At 69.7% G+C, this 23,026-nt stretch carries 17 protein-coding genes; 8 read left to right on the top strand and 9 right to left on the bottom strand.

The window, feature by feature from the left end:
* Nucleotides 1-270 precede the first annotated feature (270 nt).
* A complete protein-coding gene (locus DFR74_RS37105; protein ID WP_232331623.1) occupies nt 271-1,800 on the top strand; it encodes a polysaccharide biosynthesis protein in 1,530 nt (509 codons plus the stop codon).
* Nucleotides 1,801-1,953: 153 nt separating this feature from the next.
* Here DFR74_RS37105 and DFR74_RS13590 read toward each other — a convergent pair whose 3' ends face one another.
* Nucleotides 1,954-3,111, bottom strand: coding sequence for a PorA family protein (locus DFR74_RS13590; protein ID WP_067503495.1), 1,158 nt, complete (start codon nt 3,109-3,111; stop codon nt 1,954-1,956).
* Between the two features lie 202 nt (nt 3,112-3,313).
* Between DFR74_RS13590 and DFR74_RS13585 the strand changes: the two genes are divergently transcribed.
* The gene (locus tag DFR74_RS13585; RefSeq protein WP_067503498.1) at nt 3,314-4,486 is read left to right on the top strand and encodes an acyltransferase family protein; all 1,173 of its coding nucleotides are present in this window, start codon (nt 3,314-3,316) and stop codon (nt 4,484-4,486) included.
* A 54-nt stretch (nt 4,487-4,540) separates the two neighbouring features.
* Here the strand turns inward: DFR74_RS13585 and DFR74_RS13580 are convergent, their stop codons facing one another.
* A complete protein-coding gene (locus tag DFR74_RS13580) occupies nt 4,541-6,193 on the bottom strand; it encodes an ABC-F family ATP-binding cassette domain-containing protein (RefSeq protein WP_067503977.1) in 1,653 nt (550 codons plus the stop codon).
* A 378-nt stretch (nt 6,194-6,571) separates the two neighbouring features.
* Between DFR74_RS13580 and DFR74_RS13575 the strand changes: the two genes are divergently transcribed.
* Nucleotides 6,572-6,991, top strand: coding sequence for a restriction system modified-DNA reader domain-containing protein (locus DFR74_RS13575; RefSeq protein ID WP_147265823.1), 420 nt, complete (start codon nt 6,572-6,574; stop codon nt 6,989-6,991).
* A 129-nt stretch (nt 6,992-7,120) separates the two neighbouring features.
* Entirely contained in the window at nt 7,121-8,521 is a 1,401-nt protein-coding gene (locus DFR74_RS13570) for an Abi family protein (RefSeq protein ID WP_067503504.1), read from the top strand.
* 20 nt (nt 8,522-8,541) lie between these two features.
* Here DFR74_RS13570 and DFR74_RS13565 read toward each other — a convergent pair whose 3' ends face one another.
* The 4 genes from DFR74_RS13565 to DFR74_RS13550 form a co-directional block, all read right to left on the bottom strand.
* The gene (locus DFR74_RS13565) at nt 8,542-12,717 is read right to left on the bottom strand and encodes an alpha-(1->3)-arabinofuranosyltransferase domain-containing protein (RefSeq protein ID WP_113975123.1); all 4,176 of its coding nucleotides are present in this window, start codon (nt 12,715-12,717) and stop codon (nt 8,542-8,544) included.
* Between the two features lie 4 nt (nt 12,718-12,721).
* On the bottom strand, nt 12,722-12,892 hold the full coding sequence (locus DFR74_RS13560) for a DUF2613 domain-containing protein (RefSeq protein ID WP_084537321.1): 171 nt from the start codon (nt 12,890-12,892) through the stop codon (nt 12,722-12,724).
* 94 nt (nt 12,893-12,986) lie between these two features.
* Nucleotides 12,987-14,078, bottom strand: a complete 1,092-nt coding sequence (locus DFR74_RS13555; RefSeq protein WP_067503507.1) for an isochorismate synthase — start codon at nt 14,076-14,078, stop codon at nt 12,987-12,989.
* A gap of 257 nt (nt 14,079-14,335) precedes the next feature.
* Nucleotides 14,336-14,815: a universal stress protein gene (locus DFR74_RS13550; protein ID WP_113975122.1), complete on the bottom strand. Its 480-nt coding sequence runs from the start codon at nt 14,813-14,815 to the stop codon at nt 14,336-14,338.
* A 305-nt stretch (nt 14,816-15,120) separates the two neighbouring features.
* On the opposite strand from DFR74_RS13550, the gene DFR74_RS13545 reads away from it, so the two are divergent.
* The 3 genes from DFR74_RS13545 (at nt 15,121) to DFR74_RS13535 (ending at nt 18,351) form a co-directional block, all read left to right on the top strand.
* Nucleotides 15,121-16,281, top strand: a complete 1,161-nt coding sequence (locus DFR74_RS13545) for a glycoside hydrolase family 3 N-terminal domain-containing protein (RefSeq protein WP_067503986.1) — start codon at nt 15,121-15,123, stop codon at nt 16,279-16,281.
* A gap of 88 nt (nt 16,282-16,369) precedes the next feature.
* Nucleotides 16,370-16,966, top strand: coding sequence for a TetR/AcrR family transcriptional regulator (locus DFR74_RS13540; protein WP_067503510.1), 597 nt, complete (start codon nt 16,370-16,372; stop codon nt 16,964-16,966).
* Nucleotides 16,967-17,052: 86 nt separating this feature from the next.
* Entirely contained in the window at nt 17,053-18,351 is a 1,299-nt protein-coding gene (locus DFR74_RS13535) for a DUF5685 family protein (RefSeq protein WP_084537322.1), read from the top strand.
* A 75-nt stretch (nt 18,352-18,426) separates the two neighbouring features.
* Here DFR74_RS13535 and DFR74_RS13530 read toward each other — a convergent pair whose 3' ends face one another.
* Both DFR74_RS13530 and DFR74_RS13525 read right to left on the bottom strand, forming a co-directional pair.
* On the bottom strand, nt 18,427-19,296 hold the full coding sequence (locus DFR74_RS13530; RefSeq protein ID WP_067503513.1) for a MaoC/PaaZ C-terminal domain-containing protein: 870 nt from the start codon (nt 19,294-19,296) through the stop codon (nt 18,427-18,429).
* Complete coding sequence (locus tag DFR74_RS13525; protein WP_067503518.1) at nt 19,293-20,651, bottom strand: 3-oxoacyl-ACP reductase; 1,359 nt, start codon at nt 20,649-20,651, stop codon at nt 19,293-19,295. The genes DFR74_RS13530 and DFR74_RS13525 overlap by 4 nt, the downstream gene beginning before the upstream one ends.
* A 246-nt stretch (nt 20,652-20,897) precedes the next feature.
* Between DFR74_RS13525 and DFR74_RS13520 the strand changes: the two genes are divergently transcribed.
* Nucleotides 20,898-22,220: an acetyl-CoA C-acetyltransferase gene (locus tag DFR74_RS13520; protein ID WP_067503521.1), complete on the top strand. Its 1,323-nt coding sequence runs from the start codon at nt 20,898-20,900 to the stop codon at nt 22,218-22,220.
* A gap of 123 nt (nt 22,221-22,343) precedes the next feature.
* On the opposite strand, the gene DFR74_RS37975 is transcribed toward DFR74_RS13520, so the two are convergent.
* Nucleotides 22,344-22,514, bottom strand: coding sequence for a helix-turn-helix domain-containing protein (locus DFR74_RS37975; RefSeq protein WP_170160755.1), 171 nt, complete (start codon nt 22,512-22,514; stop codon nt 22,344-22,346).
* Nucleotides 22,515-23,026: the final 512 nt, after the last annotated feature.

Raw genomic sequence — 23,026 nt, 5'->3', positions numbered from 1 at the left:
TTCCGAATGCGGCGGAGCTCACGGGCTCACTCCTCAGGGGTGTCCGTTAGTCGAGGTCGAATCCGGCTCCGAATCGGGACCACTCCACGATCTCCGGTCCGCGTGGTGAACCGCGACCAGGTGGCGGCCGGCCGCGACCGACCCGAGTCGGGTGCGGGCGGCTCGCACTGTGTTCACTCGGCGCGAGTAACCGGCACGCGCTGGGCCCGCCCCTCGGTGAGTACCCCGCCCGTGTGGCGGTGTTTCACATCGGGGTGGGACCATTGCGGGATGTCCGTGGTCCGTCGTCCTCCCGTGGTGGCGGACCTGACGCTGGTGACGGCAGGCGCCATGACCGCCAACGTGGCGGGGTACCTGTTGCAGTTGCTGGCCGGGCGGTGGCTCGGCGTCGGCGGCTACAGCGAGTTCGCCAGTCTGCTCGCCGTGCAATTGCTGTGCGCGGTGCCCGCTCTCGCCTTGCAGAACGTGGTCGCGCGCGAGCGGGTGCGCGGTGCCGATACCGCCGCGCTGCGCGGGTTGCAGTGGCGGTGCGCGGCGATGGTCGCCGCCGTCGCGGTGGTGCTGGTGCCCGTCGTGACGGTCGCGCTGGACGTGGGTGTGCTCGCCTGCGCGGGTGCGCTGGCGGCCGCGCCCGCGCTCGTGCTGCTCTCCGGGGAACAGGGCATCCTGCAAGGCAATCGGCGCTTCCGCGAGCTGGCGATCGTGCTCGGCGCGGCCGGCATCGCCCGCGTGACGCCCGCCCTCGCCCTGCTCGCGATGGGCGCGGGCGCCGCCCCGGCGCTGTGGGCGACCGCCCTCGGACTGAGCGGCGCGGCCCTGTTCGCCCGCACCCTCGCGAGCCGCGACGCCGCGGACGCACGGCACGCAGTTGAGGGGCAGTCCCGCGACAACGGACGGCACGCAGTTGAGGGGCAGTCCCGCGAAAACGGACGGCACGCAGTTGAGGGGCAGTCCCGCGAAAACGCACCGCACACCGTCGAGGGACAGTCCCACGAAAACGCACGGCAAGCCGTCGAGGGCCGGTCTCACATCGAGGGTGAGCATGGCGCACCGGTTCCCAGCGAATCCGCACCGACCACCCGGCCCGGCGAGGTAACGCAGCACGAGACCGGCGGTGCGCGCGCGGACGGAACCCGTAGGTCCACTACAAGGCACACCGCTGCCGTCGCCGACGCTGCGGCCGAGCCGACCCGGGCCGACCACCGCACCGGCGTCCTCCCCGTCCTGCGCGCCGCGCAACTCCAGGCCGCCCTCATGGCCCTCTCCTCCGCCGACCTGATCGTCGTGCGCATGGTGCTCGAGGACGAGGACGCCAGCCGCTACGCCCTCGGCGCCATCGCCACCAAGATCGCCTTCTGGCTGCCCGCCGCCGTGGGCGTGGTGCTGTACCCGCGCATGGCCCAGCCCGCGCATTCGGCCCGCGCCATCCGCGACGCACTCGCCGTGCTCTCCGGCATCGGCGTGCTCGCCGTGGCTGGCGCCGCCCTCGCCGCACCGCTGGCGCCGCTGTTCGCCGGACGCGACTACGCCCCGATCCAGGGCTTGCTGTGGTTGTTCGCCCTGCACGGCGCGGTCCTGGCCGTCCTGCAAGGCGCGGTGCTGTCCGCGATCGCCGTCGACCGCACGGCCACCGCCGCCCTCGCCTGGCTCGGCCTCGCCGTCGAGGTCGCGCTGATGATCGCCTTCGCGCGCACGGTGCCCACCCTCATCGTCACGGCCGTCTCCGTCGCCACCGTGACTACGGTCATCGTCGCCGGAACCGTGCTCCGCGCCGCCGAGAAACCCCACCTCACAACCTGACCCAGGTAGTGAGGTGGATATGCGCCAGGTGACGACCCGCCGCCGGCGTTATCGCTCTTCGGGTTCCGCATCCCGCGCGGCGATCACCCCAAACACAAAACAGCTCCCCCACCATCAGGCAGGGGAGCCGTTCCGCTGAACTACAGATCCGCGCTACAGATTCTTCTGCACCTTGATCTGTTCGGTCGGTGCGTCATCCGCGCCGCGCGGTGCGGGCGAACGGGGCGGGGCCGCACCACCACTGGGCGGGAAGTTACCGCCGCGGGCCGGCGTCGCCGGGGTGGTCGCGCCGCCGCCGCGCACGCCGATCAGCACGCCGATGATGGCGAGGATCGCGCCGAGCACGCCGAGGATGATCGGCAGCACGCGGCCGAACAGCGACAGGCGGTCGATATTGTCCTTGGCCACCGCGATCTGCGATTCGATCGTCGCCTCGTCGAACACCAGGTGCGACTTCAGCGCGGTCACATCCTGCTGCTCGGCGCTGCGGCCGTAGAAGATGTGCAGGTGCTCGCCGCCCTTGATGACGGTGCCGGTCTGCGGCTCCACCCACACCTCGCGGACGTTGGTGTAGAAGCGGTACATGGTGACCGGCTCCTCACCCTCGAGGCCCCACTTGTTGGCGGGCAGACTCAGGCGGTTGGTGGGCGCCTGCACGACGTCCCACAGGTTGGTCACCGGGACGGTCTGCCGGAACAGGTAGACCTTGGTGTTGTTGACCTCGGTCTCTTCGATGAAGTCGATGTCGTTGGTGGACCGCGCGTTCAGGTCGAAGTACGGGTACGACTTCTTCTCGGTGCCGATCGGGAAGCGGTACTGCAGACCGACGTGCTGCACCGGGTCGGCGATGCTCTCCATGGTCTGGGGATCGACATTGACCGCGATCGAACCGTTCGGCTCGGTGGCCACCGGTTCACCGGTCTTGCGGTCGATGGTGACGCGGTCGACGCTCGCGGTGAGCAGGCCGGTGTCGCCCTGCCTGTCGATGCGGCGCAGCGTCTGACCGGCCTGGACCGTCATCTCGGTGGCGTTCGACGGCTCTTCGACCGTGAGGAACCGCTGCGAGATGAGCGGGACGTCGGTGTCCACCCTGGCCGAGCCCTCCGGGGAGGTCAGCGACCGCGAGTCCAGCACCAGGCTCTCTTCGCCGGGCACGCTGTTCGCGATCGTGGTGATCTCGAGGTCGAGAGGAGTCTTGGCCAGTTTGTCGACGGTGTAGGTCGGGATCATCAGCGCTACCACGATGAGCAACGCGCCGAGACCTACGAGCAGGCAGGCCACCGTCCTTCTGGTACCGGCACTCAGTGCCATGCAAACACTCCTCGTCATAGAACACGGTCGGTCCGGCTAGTACTGCGGGCAGGCCGCGGCACTCGTGAGCCCCGACACTAACAGTCCTTTGCCGTACCATGCCGTGCCGAGGCCGGATTCCGACCAGAAATCGCCCGAGTTTAGCGCGAAAAGTGAAACGAGTAGTTCTCACTGGATTTCTCGTAGGGCAGACTTGTTCCCGATGACCCTCACCCGCCCCGCCGGAACCGTCGACGCGCCCGCACGGCCGCGCGCCTTCCTGCCCGCGCTCGAAGGGATGCGCGGGCTCGCGGCGCTCGGCGTTCTGCTCACGCACGTGGCCTTCCAGACCGGCGCGTCCAACACTCCGGTGCTCGGCGCGATCTGGGAGCGCTTCGATATGGCGGTCGCGGTGTTCTTCGCGCTGTCGGGGTTCCTGCTGTGGCGCCCGCACGCGGCGGCGGCGCGCGGAGCCGGAACCGCCCCGTCGACGGGCTATTACCTGCGCCATCGCGCCGCCCGCATCCTGCCCGCGTATTGGGCGGTGGTGTGCGCGGCGCTGATCCTGCTGCCGAACGCGGCCGACACCGCGGGCATCCGGGTGTGGGTGTCGAATCTGGCGCTGCTCCAGATCTATGTCCCGCTCACGCTCACCGACGGCCTCACCCAGATGTGGAGCCTCGCGGTGGAGGTGGCCTTCTATCTGGTGCTGCCGCTGCTCGCGTTCGCGGTCGTGGGATTGCGCGGCGAGTCCGCGCGACTGCGTATCCCGGCCGTACTGAGTCTGGGCGTGGTCAGCCTCGTCTGGAATTTCCTGCCGGTGCCCACGCCCGACGCCATCAACGCCGACAACTGGCTGCCCGGGTACCTGCCCTGGTTCGCGGCGGGCATGCTGCTCGCCGAACTCGTTTTCGATGCGCAACCGCTATCACTCTGGCGGCGAATCGGCGGCAACCGGTGGCTCATGGGCGGTATGGCCCTGACCGCCTTTCTGCTCTCGGCCACCGAACTCAGCGGCCCCGGCGGCCTCACCCGCGCCGAACCGTGGCAGTACGCCGCGAAGATGGGCCTCGGCGCGCTCATCGGTTTCGGCCTGCTCGCCCCGCTGGTCCTCGGCGAGCATCGCCACCGCCTGCTCGAATCCCCGCTCGCCCTCACCATCGGCCGCTGGTCCTACGGCATCTTCCTCTGGCACCTGGTGGTGCTGTCGATCGTCTTCCCCGTCTTCGGCATCCTCCCCTTCCGCGGCAACTTCCCCTACGTCCTGCTCCTGACCATCGCCATCACCCTCCCCCTCGCCGCCGCCAGCTACGCCCTCATCGAAGAACCCTCCCGCCGCCTCGCCCGCCGCTTCGACCGCAAACCCTCAGCACCAACCCCGGACCCCGCCCCCTGACCACGGGGGTTTGCGCGGTGCCGGGCCGTCGCTTCGGGCGGCCCGGCGCCGTTGTCAGTTTCGGGCGGGGGACACCTCCCGGGTGGAGAGGTCGAGGACGGGCCAGTCGGAGAGGTCGCGGTGGAGTTGGCGGTCGTGGGTGGCTACGACCACGGCGGCGGGGGTGGCGCGCAGGGCCTCGGTGAGTTCGTCGACGAGTTGGATGGAGAGGTGGTTGGTGGGTTCGTCGAGGAGTAGGGCGTGGGGGCGGGTGGCGAGGGCGCAGGCCAGGTCGAGACGGCGCTGCTGGCCCATGGAGAGGTCGCCGACCGGCTTGTTCGTCTCCGCTGAGGACAGCAGGCCCAGCGCGGACAGGCCGACCGTCTCGTGTTCCGGCAGGATGCCCGCCGTCACCAGCTCCGCCACGTGTGATTCGTAGACCTCGCGGGCGCGACGGCGCAGCGGATGCCGGGATTCCTGGCGCAGCAAGTGGATTCGCGACCTGCGGGCCCGATGCACCTGCCCCGCGGTGGGTTCGACGAGTCCGGCCAGCACGGCGAGCAATGTGGATTTGCCCGCGCCGTTCGGTCCGTTGATCACCAGGCGATCGCCCGAATCCAACGACAGCTCAACGGGTTCGGGCAATCTGCCCGACACCGTGACCTCCTCGGCGCGCACCACCGTGACACCGGCCCGCTCCGGCAGTTCCGGCATGGTGAACCGCTGCGGCGGGCGCGGCGCGGTGATGCGATGCCGTTCCAGCTCGTCTTGGCGGCGGTGCACCGCGCGCACCAGAGATCCTGCGCGCGTGGCTCTTTGGTGCTTGCCGGTGCCCTTGTCCGGCCGCCATCCGCTGACGAGCCGGTTCTGCGCCGACGACAGATCCTGCGCGAGCCGGGTGTGCTCGGTCTGCTGCTGCTTGTACTCGTCGGCCCAGCGTTCCAGTTCGGCGCGGCGGCCGTCGCGGTAGCCGGCGTACCCGCCGCCGTAGACGCGCGGGCGATCGTCGCGGGTCGGGTCGAGATCGAGAATCGTCTCCGCGACATCCGAGAGCAGCGCCCGATCGTGGCTCACCACCACCACACCGCCCGCGTACGCCCGCAACCTCGCGGTGAGGAAGTCGAGCGAGGCGCGGTCGAGGTGGTTGGTCGGCTCGTCCAGCAGCAGGAAGTCGTCGCCCGCGGCGAGCAGCACCGCCAGCCGCACCCGGTACCGCTGGCCCACCGACAGCGTCGCCAGCGGCCGCGCCCGGTCGGCGACCGCGCCGAGCCCGGCCAGCGCCACGTCGACGCGCCGGTCGGCGTCCCAGGCGTCGAGGAGTTGCGCGAGGTCGAGCGCCTCGCTGTACTGCTCGTCCGCGCCGGGGCGGCCCTCGGCCATCGCCTCGGTCGCCGCGTCGAGCCCGCGCATCGCCTCGCGCGCGTCGGCCAGGTGCTCGTCGATCACGTCGCCGACGGTGCGCTCGTCGTGGTCGGGCATCTCCTGGGTGGCGAGCGCCAGCGTCCCGACGCGCCGCACCACGCCGTCGTCGGGAGCGAGCAGCCCGGCGAGCACGTGCAGCAGCGTGGACTTGCCGCGCCCGTTCTCCCCGACGATCGCCCACCGCGAACCCGGCGACACCGTCATATCGACGCCGTCGAGCACGGTGCGCTCACCGCGCCGGACGCGAATATTCGAGCAGGACAGTTGCGCCTGCGCACGGGCAGGCCGAATACGAGTGGTGTTCATGTCTTCCTCCGGGCACACGCCATCCACGGCGGGAATCACGGGGTGTGCCTTGGTCGATGAATGCGCGCGCACCGCGCGAGGGCACATCGATGCGGGGCCGCACGTCATCCGCCGGTGCGGATGCGGGCCCGGAGCTCTCAGAGGAAGAAGAGGTATTGCACGAGATCGACCATAACCCGAGGACGGGCGATCCGTCGACCGAGTTTCGGGGTCACGGTGCTCACACCCGCGTCGACCGGACTCGGGCCGGATGCGCACGGTGCCTCCGCAGGGCCGAACTGCGCATGGCTGTGCCTGACGCATTCCGGTTGCGTTCACCACTGCCTGACGTTAATCTGCAAGAACTTAAAGTTTTCCACGATTAGTTGAAGGATGTCGGTGCGGTTCCACCAGATCGAGGTCGACGACGACGTGTACGAAGCGCTCGTTCGTCTTCGGAGTGGGTTCGAACTTCCGAACGACGTGCTTCGTCGTGTGCTGCTCGAGCAGGCCGAGCCTGTGCCTCCGGCGCCGACAGTGCCGAGGCGGGTCGGCAGGCTTATGCCACTCCTGCGCGCGGGGCTGGTTCAGGGGGGCGACGAACTTCGGCACGAGCGGGTCCGCAAAGGCCAGATCTTCACCGGAGAGGTCACGGTCACGGGGTACATCAAGACCGAGCGTGGTCGCTACAGCACACCGTCACCTGCGCTGAAGGACCTTGTCGGCACCGAGATCGACGGCTGGCAGAACTGGTTACACGTTCGCTCGGGCAAGAGCCTTCGCGAACTCAGAGACGCTGCTCGAGAAAACGCCGAATAGACAGAGATAAAGAGAACCGACCGTCCCTCCCTGGTGCGGGAGCGGACGGTCGGCCATGTGAGTTCAGTCTAGCAGGGGTGACCGAGGACAGCGCTCGTCGAGGAGCGCTCGGATCAGGCAGGGGGTGGCATGACGACGTACGACAAGCCGTTCAAGACGCTGGCGGAGCAAGTCGAGTTGCTGTCGGATCGGGGGATGGACATCCCCGACCGTCGCTCGGCGATCGATACGCTCCGGAGAATCGGCTACTACCGGTTGAGCGGCTACTGGTACATCTTTCGTGCACCTTCCGCTGACAGTGCTCAGACCGAGCCGGGCGATCTGTTCCTCCCCGGCACTACGTTCGATCGTGTTCTGGCTCTGTACGAGTTCGATCGCCGATTGCGATTGCACGTGCTGGATGCCCTCGAACGCGTCGAGGTCGCGCTACGTGTCCAACTCGGTTATACCCTCGGCGCCGGGCACGCATTCGCGCACCTGGACCCGGCAGTGTTCGACAGCTCGTTCACTCGCGTGGTCGGGACGAATCCCATTGCCGGGAACGGGCTGTGGCTCGAGAGCGAGCACGTGAAGTGGCTGACCAATGTTCGGAATCTGGAGAAGCGGTCGAAAGAAGAGTTCGTCGATCACTTCAAGCGCAAGTATGGAATGCCGCTACCCATCTGGGTGGTTACCGAGCTGCTCACGTTCGGAGGACTGGCGACAGTGCTCGGTGGCATGAAGCCGCAGCAGAAGAACATCATTGCCGCCGGCTTCGGCGTCTACGACGCGAACTGCGATGGTGATGGTGCGGCATTCGCGAAGTGGGTGACTCACCTCTCCTACGTGCGCAACACCTGTGCTCACCATGTGCGGTTGTGGAACAAGAACATGACCGACCAGCTGAGCAGGCTGGAGGTGGTGCCGGATCTCGCACACGCCGCCGGAGTGCGTTCCGTTTCGCGGATCTATCCGTCGCTGGCTGTACTCGCCTACCTCACATGTCAACTCGATCGTGGTTCCCGCTGGCGTGTTCGTACCGTGGAACTGATTCGGTCCGGACTCGCGGAGGCCGGGCAGCCGGACGGTCGTATCGGCTGCCCGCCCGGTTGGGAAGAGCAGCCGATATGGACCGAGGGATACGTCCCGCCACCCGATCCGCTGCTGGCTGAACACCGCGAACTACTGCAACGATTCGAGTGCGTCGGCACGTCTGATGTCGGTCTTGTCATTGATACTCGGGCGAATTCGAAACGCCGCACCAGCGCTGTGCGTTACGCGCGCTCCCACAGTAGATTGCTCGGGTTTCCCGTCGGCTCCACCTACCGCTTTCCGGTATTTCAGCTGGACAAGACCGAGGGGTGCATCAAACCTGTTGCCGAGTATGCCAATTCGAAGTTGAATGCGAAGGAAGAGCCGTGGCGTACCGGCCGATGGTGGAGTAGCCCCAATGCGTATCTGGATGGGGCCACGCCAATGGCCGCACTGAATGGTGGTGTACTGACCGAAGCAGTCGTCGACGGTGCGATGCCGGTCGATCACGTGACCTGAGATGGTGCTACCGCCATTTTTCACCTCCGCCGCGGAAGGGCGGCCAGCCCCACGGCGACCACCGCGATCAGCGCGGGCAACTGCACCCAGAGGGAGTCGCCGACGTAACCGCCGGGCGCGCGCCAGGGCCCGGTGGAGAGGGCGGCCATGCTGAGGGCAGTGAACAGGCCCGCTACCGCGGCAAGGGATTTGGCGGTGCGGTGCGGTTGGAAGTGGGCGGCGGCGAGGCCGGCGAGGGTGAGGCCCGCGCCGACGGGGCCCGCGATGATGGTGGCGGTGGCGAGCAGGCCGAAGGCGGCGATCGGGCGGGTGCCCCAGGTGCGGACGGGGTGTTCGGCGGCGGGGTGTCCACGGCGCGGAATCGCGAGGTAGAAGAGGGGTAGCACGAGCAGCAGTCCGCCGAAGATGGCGAGCCGGTACCAGCGGTCGGCGGGGAACGACACGGTGATCGGGCCCTCGACGCCGGCGGGGAGCAACCACGCCTGCTGCCAGCCGTCGATGACGATCGGGTCGAGGGCGCGTCCGTCGGCGGTGTGCGCCTCCCATCCGACGTTGGTGCTCAACGGCAGCACCAGGACTCGGGTGCCGTCGGCCGCGACGGGCGGGGCCGGCGCGGTGCTGTTCAGGCGCAGCCGGTCGACGGAGAACAGTTCCGTCGGGGCGACAACCACGTCGGACGCGCCCTGCGCGACAGGCAGCTCCACCGGATCGCAGACCCGAGCGGAAACCGGTGCACCCGAACGCAGTTCCTCGACGGTCGCGGTGACCGACGTGCGGACGACCTGTCCGCCGAGCGCGATGGTCGGGCCGAGTTCGCACGGCACCGTGAGTTCGCGATCGAAGGCCGCCGCCGGATACTCCGGCCCGAGCACCGACACCTCGGCCAAGCCGGTGGGCTGGGTGAGGGTGAACCCGATCGCGGTGCGGTCGAGCACCGAATGCCAGCTCTGCACGCTGATTTCGATGCGGTCGGTGACCGTGGGGAACAATGAGATCCGGGTCGGCCCGTCCACCTCGCGCACCTGCGGACCGTTGCCGAGGTTCACCGCGACGGTCGCGGGCGGGGCGGGCAGCCCGCCGAGCGAGGGCGTGATCTCCATCCCGGTCACCAGAGTGGGCGACGGAAGTTCCAGCGTGAGTGTGGGTTTCGCGCCGGCCGCGTTGCGCGCGGTGTCCTCGGGCGCGGTCCACGTGGTGCGCACATCGCCGTCGGTCGCGGCGAACGCCGACCCGCGCAGATCTCCCACGTCGGACTGTCCGCGCGCCACCGGCCGCTCCGGATCGGTGAGCAGCGCCTCCAGCGCGGGTCCCTGCCGGGTGCGCACGGTGAGCTCGGGCGTGACGGCCATCGGCGCGGGCGCCGAGAGCGTGCGTTCGAACTTGCCCGGCTCCTCGGCCGAGAGCGCCAGGCCCTTGTGGCACCGCACGCGGTCGGGCGAATCGAAACACGCACTGCGCCCGGGGAATTCCTGGCCGAGATCCCAGCCGAGAACCTGCGCGCCGTCCGGCGTGGCGGGCAGCACCGTGCGGTGCCGGATGTTCACCCGCTCCGGTGCGTCGCGGACGGTGTAGTCGAACAGCTCCAGTTCGCTGATGCCGAACTGTCCGCCGCCACTGCCGTCGCGGGTGCGCGTCGCCGTGATCCGGACCCAGTCGGTCTTTCCGGCGGGCAGCGAAACCGACAGCGGCTCACCGGGTTCGGTGACCCGCACCGAGGTGCTGCCGTTATTGGTGCGCACCTCCACCCAGCGCACCGGATCGCCGATGGCGGCTCCGCTCACCGTGAACCGCAGCTGCCCGACGCCGACCGGCTCGTCGAGATCGAGCCGAAGCCATTGTCCCAGTGCGCGTTCCGCGCCGTTGCTGATCCACGAGGTGGCGGGATCGCCGTCCACGGCGGCGGCGGTCGAACTGCCGGGCGCGGCGCCGCCCAGCTGGGTGGCGTCGGCCGCTGAACTCGACGCGGTGACCGTGGCGCCGGACCATTCGCCCTGCACGAGTTCGGCGCCGTCCACCGGGTAGTCCGGGACGAGGTTGTGGGTGCGGCGCGCGTCGTCGGGGGAGCGCAGCGCCGAGTTGTGGTTGTCGACGCGGCCGAAATCGGCCTCCCGGTTCATCGGCGTATCCGTGACGGTCACCGCCCCGACGGGCACCCCGGCCCGCGCCGCGTCGGCCGCGAGCAGCGAAGGGTGCGGCGCGGAACCGTCGCGGTTGCGCCGCTCCAGCACCTCGGGCCCACCCTGCACGACGGGCACCGACGACAGCGGCACCGTGTACGCACCGGGGAACGACTCGGGAGCCCCTGTGCCGGAGAGTATTTCGACATCCGCCACACCCGGAGCCGCCGGATCGACCCGGTAGATCTCGACCGCCGGATAGGTCGGCCGCAGATCACCGTCGGCGACCAGGCCGTCGGCGACCACCGAAGCTTCCACGGGCGCACCGAATTCGGCGACTTTGGTCAATCCCGGCGACCCTTCGACGGCCCGGTGCGCCAGCATCGGACGCGTCGACCGCGACGTCTCCGGGTCGAGGTCGTTGCGCAACACCAGGACGCCGATTCCCTGCTCGGCCAGCGTCGAGGCCAGTCCGGCCGAGGGCCTGCCGTCGGCGATCAACCGCTGCACCGAGTCCATCGCCCGGATCGTGCCCGGCGGGTTCAGCGGCACCGCGTCGCGCACCGCCCACGGCGTGGTGGCCAGCGCCTGCAACGGCTCGTCGCGCGTGAGGCCCCACACCTGACTGCCGAATGGGGCGCCCGGCACCACCAGCGCGCGCGTGTCGGAGGCGTTGTCCCGCAACCAGTCCGCCGTCTGGTGCCAGTACTCCGGCACCGCGTCGTAGGCGCCGCGCGGCGCCAGCTTGCCGGTCCACGCCAGCGAGGTCGCCAGCGCCAGCGCCGTCAGGATCAGCGCGGCCAGCGCCACCATCTTGTCGCGTTCGGGATGGGCGAAGGCCTCGCGCCACCGCGCCATCGGCGCCGATCCGGGCAGCGGCACCCGCGCCAGCAGGTGAGCCAGGCCCAGCACCAGCGGGATGCGGATGAGCGGTTCGAGTTTGTGCACGTTGCGCAGCGGCGCGCCTTGGGAATCGAGGAACACGCGCACCGAATCGGCGAACGGCCCGCTCAGCTCCCCGACGTAACCGGCGCAGATCCCGACCAGCCCCACCATCAGGATGAGCCCGAGCCGCCCGCGGTGCGGCATCGACCGCATCGCCAGGCCCGCCATGCCCGCGGCGGCGATCAACCCCGTCGCCAGCACCGCGGCCGGTTGCGTCACCAGCACCGCGCCCGCGATGCGCTCCGGCGACACGAACGGCGTCCAGCTGTCGGTGCCGCGCAGCACCTCGGCCAGCGACGCCCACTGCGTCGTCACACCGGACGACTCGATGAAATCCAGGAACGGCGGGCTCACGCGGCCGAGCAGCAGCAGCGGCACCACCCACCAGAACGTCGCCAGCACCAGCAGCGGCACCCACGCCCGCGTGAACCGCCACCAGCGGCGATCGGGTTTGTACGAGGCCCACCACAGCAGCGCGGGCAGGAACGCGGCGACGGTCGCGACTGCGTTCACCGCGCCCATCAGCGCGAGTGCCAGCGCGCTTCCGGCGGGTGAATCCGCGCCGCCCCGTGTGTGTTTGCGATAGGCGTTGCCCAGCGCGGCGGGCGCGAGCAGCACCCACGGCGCCAGCACCATCGGCAGCGTCTCCGAGGAGATGGAGCCGAGGGTGGTGAGGACGCGCGGCGAGAGCGTGAACGCGATCGCCGCGACGATGCGCGACCCGCGCGTGCCGATGCCGAGCGTTTCGCAGAGCCGGATGATCCCCCAGAACCCGGCGAGCAGCAGCAGCGCCCACCAGATCCGCTGCGTCACCCAGGCGGGCAGCCCGAGCAGATCACCGGCGGAGAAGAACGCGCCGTGCGGGAAGAAGTACCCGTACGCCTGGTTCTGCACCTGCCCCATCGGGGCCAGGCTGTTCCACAGGTGCGAGGCGCGGTCGAGGAAACCCAGCGGATTCTGCGCCAGGTCGTACTTCGTGTCGGCGACCGTCAGGCCGGGCGCCTGCAGGAAGGTCAGCAGGAACGCCACGACCGCGGTCGCGGCGAACCACCGTCTACCGAGCGGCGCGGTGTCCGGCCGAGCCGGGACCGCGCCGGGTGTGCCGAGCGAGTCGGCGGATAGGTCTGGGGTCAGCGGCTCAGCGGCTGCCGTACTCAACGCTGTTGAGCAGCGAGGAGTCGGCGTCGCCACTGCGATCGATGTCGGGGCGGCTGTTCTGCTGCACCGCGGCGGTGATCGCGAACACCGTGATCGCACCGAGCACGGCGCCGACGACCGCGCTCGCAACACCAGGAACAGCAAACTTCATTACGGCACTCCAATACATCGAAGCAGGGCGTATTCCGGGTCAACCTACCGCATGAAACCACCCCGGCGTGAGCTAGGTGACAAACGTGGCGGTTTCAGTCCTGTGGCACGGCGCAGTTCAGCCCGCCCAGGAAAGTGCGCAGCTTGGCCGAGGTCTCGTCCAGTTCGGCGCGCGGCTCGGAGGCCGCCACGATCCCGCCGCCCGCGTGCGCGCGCAGCGACCGGCCGTCGGCGGAGAGTTCGGCGCAGCGGATCGCGACCATCCAGTCGCCGTCGCCGCGCGCGTCACACCAGCCCACCGCGCCGCCGTAGAAGCCGCGGTCCTCCTCGAGATGGTTGATGGTGTCCAGCGCCAGCTCGGTCGGGGTGCCGCACACCGCCGGGGTGGGGTGCAGCATGACCGCGAGGTCGAGCGAGGTGATCGAGGGGTCGGCGAGGCGGCCGGTGATCGGTGTGGCCAGATGCCACACGTCGTGGGTGTCGACGAGTTCGGGGCCGTCGGGGATGTCGAGTTCGGCGCATACCGGGGTGAGGATGTCGCGGATCCACTCGATGACGAACGCGTGCTCGTCGCGGTTCTTGGCGCTGGCCAGGAGTTCGGCGGCGCGGGCGGCGTCGGTCTCGGCATCGGGGTGGCGCGGCAGCGTGCCCGCCAGCGGGCGCAACGTCACCTTGTCGCCGTGCCGGGCGACCAGCACCTCGGGGGTCGCGCCGATCAGCGCCGCGCCCGTGCGGCCCGACGGGGTGAGATCGACGGAGAAGACGTTGGCGTGCGGGTGCCGGGTGAGCAGGTGCGCGGCGACGAGGTCGGCGGTGAGCGGTTCGGCGGCCTCCGCGAGCACCGCCCTGGCGGCCACCACCTTGCGCAGCGGCTGCGCGGGATCGTTGAGCTGCTCGACCAGTTTGGTGACGCGCGCGATGTGCTCGGCCTGGCTGGGGATCTCGGTGACCGCCCGCACCTCCGGCAGCGGCGGCACCGCGGCGGGGCGCCACGGACCGGCCGTGTACTCGAAGCGTTCGGGCACGGTGAGCGCGGCGGGCTTGCCCGGGTCGAACGCGAGCGCGCCGACGACGAGTCCCGCGCCGTCGCGCAGAGCGGCTCGTGCCCCCTCCACCTGGTCGAATGCCGCGGCACTCCCGGTCGAGCGCATCACGGCCCCGGGCTGGGCGAGCAGGAATCCGTTCATGGATTCCGACGATAGGCCGGTCACGAGCGCAATTGTTGTGCTAGCTCGCCGCGAGCGATCTACGTCTCATCGGGGCGCGGCGGGGTGGACAAAAGCGGGCTGTGTTTGTTGGCGCGCTGGTGGCCGCGAACAGTCGGTCGTCAGGCTCCCTCCCCGAGGTGGTCGGAAGGCGCGAATGAGACGTCTGATCGCAGGTGGGGTGCGGCGGATGGCGTTGGCGGCGAGGCCGAGATGGGTGTGCTGTGCCTCGCTCGCGCTCAGCGGTGCGGTTCCTTGCCGGGCGGCACCAGCAGGACCGGCCGGTGGCAGTGTTTGAGCACCGCGTCGGCGACGCTGCTGTGCAGCAGGGCGCGGATGCCGGTGGCGCCGCGGGTGCCCGCGACGATGATGTCGACGTCCAGGTCGTCGGCGCATGCCACGATGGCGTTCCAGATGGTGGTGGTGCATTCGGCGGTGCGCGCCTCGGCGTTGAGTCCGGCGAGTTTGGCCAGCCGCACGCCCTCGGTGTTGGTGTTGCGCGCGTCGACGTAGGCGATGTCCTCGATCTCCTCGTCGGGCACCCATTCCGGCTGCATGACGCCCGACAGTCCGGACAGGCGCGCCGCCTGGCGCACCATCGGCTCCCACGCCGTGAGCACCACGGCTCTGTTCGCCGAGAGGAATCGGCCCGCGTATTCGATGGCGCGCTTGGCGTTCTCGGAACCGTCGTAGGCGATGAGCATCAGATCGCAGGGCACGGTGACCTCCCGCTGGAGTCGAGCGGTTGTGTTGTCGAGGGTACCCCGTTCGCGCCGGCCCACGCGGCGGCGGCGCGCGGAGATTTCGGCGCTGAACTGGGGGAATCGGGTCGATGAGCATGTGCGGGCGTCGGCAGGCGATGCGGGCCGGGACAGCCGGCGCGCTCGCCGAGGAACCGGGAGCGCGGGCGACGCCGGAGCCGATCATGTGGGCTCTGGCTCCCGGCGCGCGCATCCGTCGGTCCGGCGCACGCGGGCAGACCCGTCCGAACTCGCGTTCCGCCCGCGAACTACCGTGGGATCCCATGCGGAAAACGGCACTGGCCCTGTTCGCGGTGTGCGCGGCGCTCGCCACGGCGTGCTCCGGCGGCGACACGCCGTCCACCACCACCGCATCGCCCACGGGCACGCCCGGCACCACCGAGGCGACCGCCGATCCCACCACCCCCGCCGCGCGGGACTGCGCGGCCGAATACCTCGCGCGTTTCACCCCGCGCCAGAAGCTCGCGCAGTTGCTCACCGTCGGCATCACCGGCGCGGCCGACGCGAACAACGTGGTGAGCACCGAGCAGGTCGGCGGCATCTTCGTGGGCGGATGGACCGACCGGTCGATGCTCACCGACGGCTCCCTCGACGCGCTCCAAGCCCAGGCCGTCGCGCCGCTGATGGTGACGATCGATGAGGAGGGCGGGCGCGTCTCGCGCGTGCGCGATCTCATCGGCCCGGCCCCCTCGGCCCGCGTCACCGCGCAGACCATGACGCCCGAGCAGTTCTACGAGGCCACCCTCACCCGTGGCCGCGCGCTGAAGGACCTCGGCGTGACGGTGAACTTCGCGCCCGACGTGGACGTCAGCAGCCAGCCCGACGACACCGTCATCGGCGACCGTTCGTTCTCCGACGATCCCGAGGTGGTCACCCGCTACGCCGACGCCTACATCCGCGCCATGCGCGAGGTGGGCGTGGGCACGGTGATGAAGCACTTCCCCGGCCACGGCTCCGGGTCGGGCGACTCCCACACCGGCGCGGTCCGCACCCCGCCGCTGGACCAATTGCAGACCGTGGATCTGGTGCCGTTCCGCAACCTGATCGGGTCGGGCGCAGCCGTCATGATCGGCCACCTCGACGTGCCCGGTCTCACCACGCCCGACGTGCCCGCCAGCATCAGCCCGCAGGTCATGAGCCTGCTGCGGGAGGGCACCGGCTACGGCGCGGCACCCTTCGACGGGCCGATCTTCACCGACGACCTGAGCGGTATGGCCGCGATCACCGACCGAATGGGGATCGAGCAGGCCGTGGAGGCCGCGCTGGTCGCCGGGGCCGACAACGCCCTGTGGATCAGCACCACCGCGGTCTCGTCGGTGCTCGACGGGCTGGAGCAGGCCGTGGCGAACGGTCGGCTGCCCACCGCGCAGGTGGACGCGTCGGTCGTGCGGATGGGGAAGTACAAGGGCGCCCTGGCCTGCTGACGCGGGCACGCGGTACACCTCGGCAAATCGATCCGGCCTAACTTACCTTGGAGTAAGATGAAAGCTTCACCATGCGGTAGGAGAGTGGATGGCCGGCGGAACGAAGCGACTGCCCCGGGCGGTTCGTGAGCAGCAGATGCTCGACGCGGCCGTCGAGGTGTTCTCGCGCAAGGGGTTCCACGATACCTCGATGGACGCCATCGCCGCCGAGGCGAAGATCTCCAAACCGATGCTCTACCTGTACTACGGCTCCAAGGACGAACTGTTCCGCGCCTGCATCCAGCGCGAGGGCATGCGTTTCATCGAGGCCGTGGCGCCCGCGGGCAACCCGCAACTCAAACCGCACGAACAGCTGCGCACCGCGCTGGAGGGCTTCCTCGGCTTCGTCGACCACAACCGCCGTTCCTGGCAGGTGCTCTACCGTCAGGCGATCGGCCAGCAAGCGTTCGCCTCCGAGATCGACAACGCGCGCGAGCGGGTCATCGAACTCACCGCGAAGCTGCTCGAATCCAGCGCCAGGCACGCCGAACCCGGCACCAACTTCGACGTGGTCGCCGTCGCCGTGATCGGAGCGGGCGAGGCCATCGCCGACCGGGTCGCGAGCGGGCGCATCGAAGTGGCGGAAGCCGTGAACCTGCTGGACGATCTGGCCTGGCGCGGTCTGGCGGGGCGCAAGCCGGAGTAGGGCGCGCTCGTCGTTCCTGTTGCCGGGTGGTTCGCGCTCGGCCTATGTTCATCCGTTCACCGGAATCTCGAAACTTACGGGGCGGAATGTTCGGAATGCTCAGGCCGTGTTCGCACGGCGCGGCGCGGTATGGAATCGACGCGAGCGAATGGCGGGCGCACCTGTGCGGGCTGTGCCTGGGTCTGCGCGACGAGCACGGTCAGCTGGCGCGCGCCGCGACCAACACCGACGCGCTGCTGCTCGGCATGCTCACCGAAGCGCAGCTCCGCGCACCCGCGCCGCGCGCCGAGGCGGGGCCGTGCCCGTTGCGCGGGATGCGGCGCGCTCGGGTCGCCACCGCCGATTCGCCCGGTGTGCGGCTGGCGGTGACGGCGTCACTGTTGCTGGGGGCGGCCAAGATTCGCGATCACGTCGAGGACGGCGACAGCTCCGCACTGGCCCGCCGCCCGATGACGCGGGTGTCGTCGCGCTGGGCCGACGCCGCCCGCGCACAGGCGGCGACCATCGGGTTCGATGTGGAACCGCTTGTCGCCGCGATTGATTCGCAGGCACGGTTGGAGCGGGAGGCGGTCGCCGCCTTAGCCGCAGACGACGGGTCGAGCGGCTCGGCGCCGCGGCACAGTGCGCGAGAGCGTCGCCACGGCACAGCGTGCGAGACTTCGGACCCCGGCGAGTCGCGTAGTCGCGGTGGAACATTCACGTTCGGCGGCGAACCGCAGGGTGGGGCTGACCCTCTCGACGTACTCACCTCGCCGACCCAGCTGTGCGCCGCCGAGTTCTTCGCGCACACAGCGGTTCTCGCGGACCGGCCGGAGAACGTCGAGCCACTGCGCATCGCGGGCCGCCACTTCGGCCGCATCGCTCACCTCACCGACGCTGTCGAGGACTACGACGACGACGTCGACCGCTTCAACCCGCTCCGCGCCACCGGCACCACGCTGCCCGAAGCGTACGAGTTGATCGGCGAATCCGACCGGGCGCTGCGCATCGCCCTCGCGGAATCCGAACTGGCCGAGGTGTCCACGGTCCGGTGGATGCTGCTGGACCCGCTGCGTTCCCTCGTGCACCGCGTCGGCCGGGGCATGGGCGCGCTCGCGTCCCATGTCTGTCATCCCGCCGAATCCGGGCACGCCTGCGGAACATCCGGTGACACGCTCGCCTCCGCAACAGCGTTCACCGGCGGCCAGCTCATCCCCGTCGCGGCGACCTGGGGCAGCGCACCACCACCCCGGTGGGACGAGCGCGACCAGCAGGCGCGGCGGCGGCGTGAACCGCGCTGGAAGCGCTGGTGTGAGCGGTGCTGCGATTGCGCCGACTGCACCTCGTCCTGCGGCAACTGCTGCGGCAGTTGCGGCAAGTGCGGAAACTGCTGCTGCGACTGCTGATCCACGATCCGAGCGCCGCCGAAACGCGAAACCGCCCCCGGATCAACGCGATCCGGGGGCGGTGCCGACGTCCACTCAGCGCAGCGTGGCCGTGAGGTGCGGGTACCCCTTCTTCGGGTTCAGCAGCGCCAGATCCCACCCGCCGTCGACCTGATCGGCGTAGACGTTCACCGTCGAGGGCAACAGGATCGGCTTGCCGAACTTCACGGCGTAGGTGGTCTTCTCGGGAATCCGGCCCTCGATGTTCGACAGGATGTTCGCCGCCGACCACATGCCGTGCGCGATGGCCTTCGGGAAGCCGAAAGCCTTGGCGCCCAACGCCGAGGTGTGGATCGGGTTGTGATCGCCCGACGCGTTGGCGTAGCGGGTGATCGTCTTCTGATCCACCCGCAGGGTGCGCAGCGGGGGCGGCGGCACCTCGTCGGGCTTCGGCTCGGGCTTGGGCCCGCCCGACAGCGAGGTGCGCTGCTGGTGCAGGAAGGTGGTGACCTGCCGCCACACCAGTTCGCGGCCCACGCTCACCTCGGTGATCGCGTCCACCAGCAGGCCCTTCGGGTGTTCGCGCAGGTTCTCGATGTGCGTGCGGAAATCCAGCGGCTCGGACACCGAGATGTCGCGGGTGCGCTCGATCAGGTTCTGCGCGTGCACCGCGCCCACCGCCACGAACGGGAAGTCCCGCGCCACCACCAGCTGCATCGCCAGCGGGAAGCTGAGGATGAACGGGTAGGTCAGCGGCAGCGAATCGCCGAAACGCAGGCCGGTCGCCCGGCAGTAGGCGGCCAGGTGGTCGGGATCGACCCGCAGCCCCTCCAGCTCGATCACCCGGTCGGGCAGTTGCGGCTTGCGTGCCGAAAGCAGCGGCACCGGAACGGCCCCCAGCGCGGCCTTGACGAAAAGGCTGCTGTTCTTGGGGGTTTCGGTGAGCGTGATGGTCTCGGTCATCATGCTCCGATCAGGCTCTGACCGCAGACCCGGACCACGTTGCCGCTCACCGCGTTCGACGCGGGGCTGGCGAAGTAGGCGATGGTCTCGGCCACGTCCACGGTCTGGCCGCCCTGCAGCAGCGAGCTCATCAGGCGGCCCGCCTCGCGGGTGCCCAGCGGGATGGCCGCGGTCATGGCGGTCTCGATGAAGCCGGGCGCCACCGCGTTGATGGTGATGCCCTTCTCGGCCAGCTTCGGCGCCTCGGCGTTCACCATGCCGATGACGCCGGCCTTGGACGCGCCGTAGTTGGTCTGGCCGCGGTTGCCCGCGATGCCCGCGATGGAGGACACGTCGATCACGCGGCCGCCCTCCTTCAGCACACCCTTGGCCACCAGGCCCTCGGTGATGCGGTGCGGCGCGGCGAGATTCACGTTGATCACGGAGTTCCAGCGGCCCTCGTCCATGTTGGCGAGCAGCTTGTCGCGGGTGATGCCCGCGTTGTGCACGACGATGTCGATGCCGCCGAAGCGCTCGGTGGCGAACTCGGCGAGTTTGTCGGCGGCGTCGGGCGCGGTCACGTCCAGCGCCAGCGCGGTGCCGCCGACCTTGTTCGCGGTCTCCGAGAGCGCCTCACCGGCGGCCGGGATGTCGGCGACGATCACCGTCGCGCCGTCGCGGGCGAAGACCTCGGCGATGGTGGCGCCGATGCCGCGCGCCGCGCCGGTGACCACGGCGATCTTGCCCTCGAGCGGGCGGTCCCAGTTGATGCCGGCGGCGGCGTTGTCGTCCTTGCCGACCCGGATGACCTGGCCGTCGACGAACGCCGACTTGGCCGAGAGCAGGAAGCGCAGGGTGGATTCCAGGCCGGTCGCGGTGGCCGAGGCCTCCGGGTGCAGGTAGACCAGCTGGGCGGTGGCGCCGCGCAGCAGCTCCTTGGCGACCGAGCGGGTGAAGCCCTCCAGCGCGCGCTGGGCGATCTGCTCGTCGACGGTGGCCGCCAGCTCCGGCGTGGTGCCGATCACGACGACGCGGCCCGACGCGGCGATGCTGCGCATGGCCGGCTGGAAGAATTCGAACAGCTGCGAGAGGTCCTCGATGGCGCCGATGCCGGTGGCGTCGAACACCAGCGCGCCGTGCTTGGTGCCCTGGACCAGCGAGTCGGCGAAGGTGTAGTCGCTCAGCAGCGCGCGCACCGGCTCGGCGACGCGGCCCTTGCCGCCGATCAGCACCGGGCCGGTCAGCGGGGGTTCGCCGGGGACGTAACGACGCAGGTTCTCCGGCTGCGGCAGACCCAGCTTGCTGGCCAGGAACTGTCCGGGGGCGGAGTGGACGAACGATCCGTAGAGGTTGGGTGCGCCCTTGCTCTTGGCTGCCACGGTTCCTACCTTTTCTTGTCTTCTCGGCGGATGTCTGTCGCGTTCGCGGGTGCTCCGGGCACGCTACGCGCTGCGGGTGCGACCTGCGGGGGAGGCACCGGGCGACGAGGCGTGTCGGCGCACCTTCGGGGAATGCGGTGTCGACAACAAACTTACTCCAGAGTAAGTTTAAAGTAAACCGATGCGATACGGCGTTCGTGGCACCCGAGCGCCGGGCAATTCCCCGACGAGACCTTGGAGACTCGAGTGACAAGCAAAGCCCGTTCGGCCAAGAGCACGGCCAAGACCGCGAAGACGGCGCGCCCCGTCGCGATTGTGGGCGGCAACCGGATCCCGTTCGCTCGCTCCGACAAGGCGTACGCCAACGCCTCCAACCAGGACATGTTCACCGCCGCGCTGGACGGGCTGGTGAGCCGGTTCAACCTGCAGGGCGAGCGCCTCGGCATGGTCGTCGGCGGCGCGGTCCTCAAGCGCGTCGGCGAGCACGGCATGGTCCGCGAGAGCGTGCTCGGCAGCAAGCTCTCGCCCTACACCCCGGCCCACGACCTGCAGCTCGCCTGTGGCACCGGCCTGCAGTCCATCGTCACCGTCGGTGACGCGATCGCGCTCGGCCGCATCGAGGCCGGCGTCGGCGGCGGCACCGACACCACCTCCGACGCGCCGATCGGCGTGAGCGAGGGCATGCGCGAGTGGATGCTGCAGGCCAACCGCGCCAAGACCACCAAGGACCGCCTCAAGCTGGTCGGCCAGCTGCGTCCCTCCATGGTGGGCATCGAGATCCCGCGCAACGCCGAGCCGCGCACCGGCCTGTCGATGGGCGAACACGCCGCCATCACCGCCAAGGAGTTCGGCGTCTCCCGCGAGGCGCAGGACGAGCTGGCGTACCTGTCGCACAAGAACATGGCCGCCGCCTACGACCGCGGTTTCTTCGACGACCTCATCACCCCGTTCCTCGGGCTGACCCGCGACGACAACCTGCGCCCCGGCTCCACCATCGAGAAGCTGGCCACCCTGAAGCCGGTCTTCGGTGTCAAGGCCGGTGACGCGACCATGACCGCCGGCAACTCCACCCCGCTCACCGACGGCGCGTCGGCGGTGCTGCTCTCCAGCGACGAGTGGGCCGCCGAGCGCAACCTGCCCGTGCTGGCGCACCTGGTGGACTCCGAGGTCGCCGCCGTGGACTACATCCACGGCCCCGACGGCCTGCTCATGGCGCCCACCTACGCGGTGCCGCGCCTGCTCGCCCGCAACGGCCTCACCCTGCAGGACTTCGACTTCTACGAGATCCACGAGGCCTTCGCCTCCGTGGTGCTGGCCACCCTGCAGGCCTGGGAGTCCGACCAGTACTGCAAGGAGCGCCTGGGCCTGGACGGCGCGCTGGGTGCGATCGACCGCAGCAAGCTCAACGTCAACGGCTCCTCGCTCGCCGCGGGCCACCCCTTCGCCGCCACCGGCGGCCGCATCATCGCCTCCACCGCCAAGCAGCTGGCCGAGAAGGGCGGCGGCCGCGCCCTCATCTCCATCTGCGCCGCCGGCGGCCAGGGCGTCGTCGCCATCCTGGAGCGCTGACGCAGGTAGTTTCTCGTGGCGCCCGGCTTTCCGAAAGCCGGGCGCCACGGCCATTTTCGGGGGTATCAGCTCCGAAAAGTGACACGTCGGCCCGGGTGATTCGCCGGAGGTCGTCGAGCCGGGTCATCGGTCGGCTCGCAATGTGAGGCCGAGGGCGCCGAGGACCGCGGCGACCGTTCCGATACTCGTGGAGCCGCTGCCGTGTTCGATCTCGCGAATGGTGCGGGTGGAGGTGCCCGCCAACTCCGCGAGTTGCTCTTGTGTCAGGTTGTACGCGCGTCGCGTCGTCCGCACGGCCCTGCCGATATCGCTGATCACGTTCGACCTCCGGATCGGCAGAATATTGCCGATTTCTCACTTCGGAGCACCAGGATAGCGCTCATCGGTAGGCAATCGGCAATATATTGCCGATTTTGAGATTTTCGGCCATCGTCGGCGATGTCGACCGGTGAGTCGGCAGAATCCTGCCGACTCGAGGGCGGTGTCGATGAAGGCGCCGTCGACGATCAGGTATCCGACCATGACGGCCGGCGCGGTCGGCAAAGGGTGGGCTGGGCCCGAGCGCCGTGCGGCCGGTCGCCGTGGCGCATGAGTCCGGGCGGTGTTCGGCGCTGGTTCGCGCGTTACGGGTTGTGAAGATTCTCATCGGAACTCGAGGTGGGTGGCTTCAGGTGAAGTAGCACCCTTCCTGCGATGTTGTAGCAAATTGCTCGCGAATATGACGGTTCGGTTCCGTTCGGCAGGGTTGCAGGGTGGGGTGGCGAGGGTTGATTCAGGATGATCTCTGTGTTTACGTGCTCGTAACC

The organism is Nocardia puris (genome assembly GCF_003315035.1).
Classification (GTDB): domain Bacteria; phylum Actinomycetota; class Actinomycetes; order Mycobacteriales; family Mycobacteriaceae; genus Nocardia; species Nocardia puris.
The sequence above is the reverse complement of the archived record's forward strand: the minus strand, read 5'-3'. Positions and strand labels throughout refer to the sequence as shown.

Coding starts and splice junctions, on each gene's coding strand:
- DFR74_RS13555 (WP_067503507.1), bottom strand. CDS start 14,078: ATGAACGGATTCCTGCTCGCCCAGCCCGGGGCCGTGATGCGCTCGACC.
- DFR74_RS13530 (WP_067503513.1), bottom strand. CDS start 19,296: ATGATGACCGAGACCATCACGCTCACCGAAACCCCCAAGAACAGCAGC.
- DFR74_RS13535 (WP_084537322.1), top strand. CDS start 17,053: ATGTTCGGAATGCTCAGGCCGTGTTCGCACGGCGCGGCGCGGTATGGA.
- DFR74_RS13580 (WP_067503977.1), bottom strand. CDS start 6,193: ATGAACACCACTCGTATTCGGCCTGCCCGTGCGCAGGCGCAACTGTCC.
- DFR74_RS13590 (WP_067503495.1), bottom strand. CDS start 3,111: ATGGCACTGAGTGCCGGTACCAGAAGGACGGTGGCCTGCCTGCTCGTA.
- DFR74_RS13545 (WP_067503986.1), top strand. CDS start 15,121: ATGCGGAAAACGGCACTGGCCCTGTTCGCGGTGTGCGCGGCGCTCGCC.
- DFR74_RS13540 (WP_067503510.1), top strand. CDS start 16,370: ATGGCCGGCGGAACGAAGCGACTGCCCCGGGCGGTTCGTGAGCAGCAG.
- DFR74_RS13585 (WP_067503498.1), top strand. CDS start 3,314: ATGACCCTCACCCGCCCCGCCGGAACCGTCGACGCGCCCGCACGGCCG.
- DFR74_RS13560 (WP_084537321.1), bottom strand. CDS start 12,892: ATGAAGTTTGCTGTTCCTGGTGTTGCGAGCGCGGTCGTCGGCGCCGTG.
- DFR74_RS13570 (WP_067503504.1), top strand. CDS start 7,121: ATGACGACGTACGACAAGCCGTTCAAGACGCTGGCGGAGCAAGTCGAG.
- DFR74_RS37105 (WP_232331623.1), top strand. CDS start 271: ATGTCCGTGGTCCGTCGTCCTCCCGTGGTGGCGGACCTGACGCTGGTG.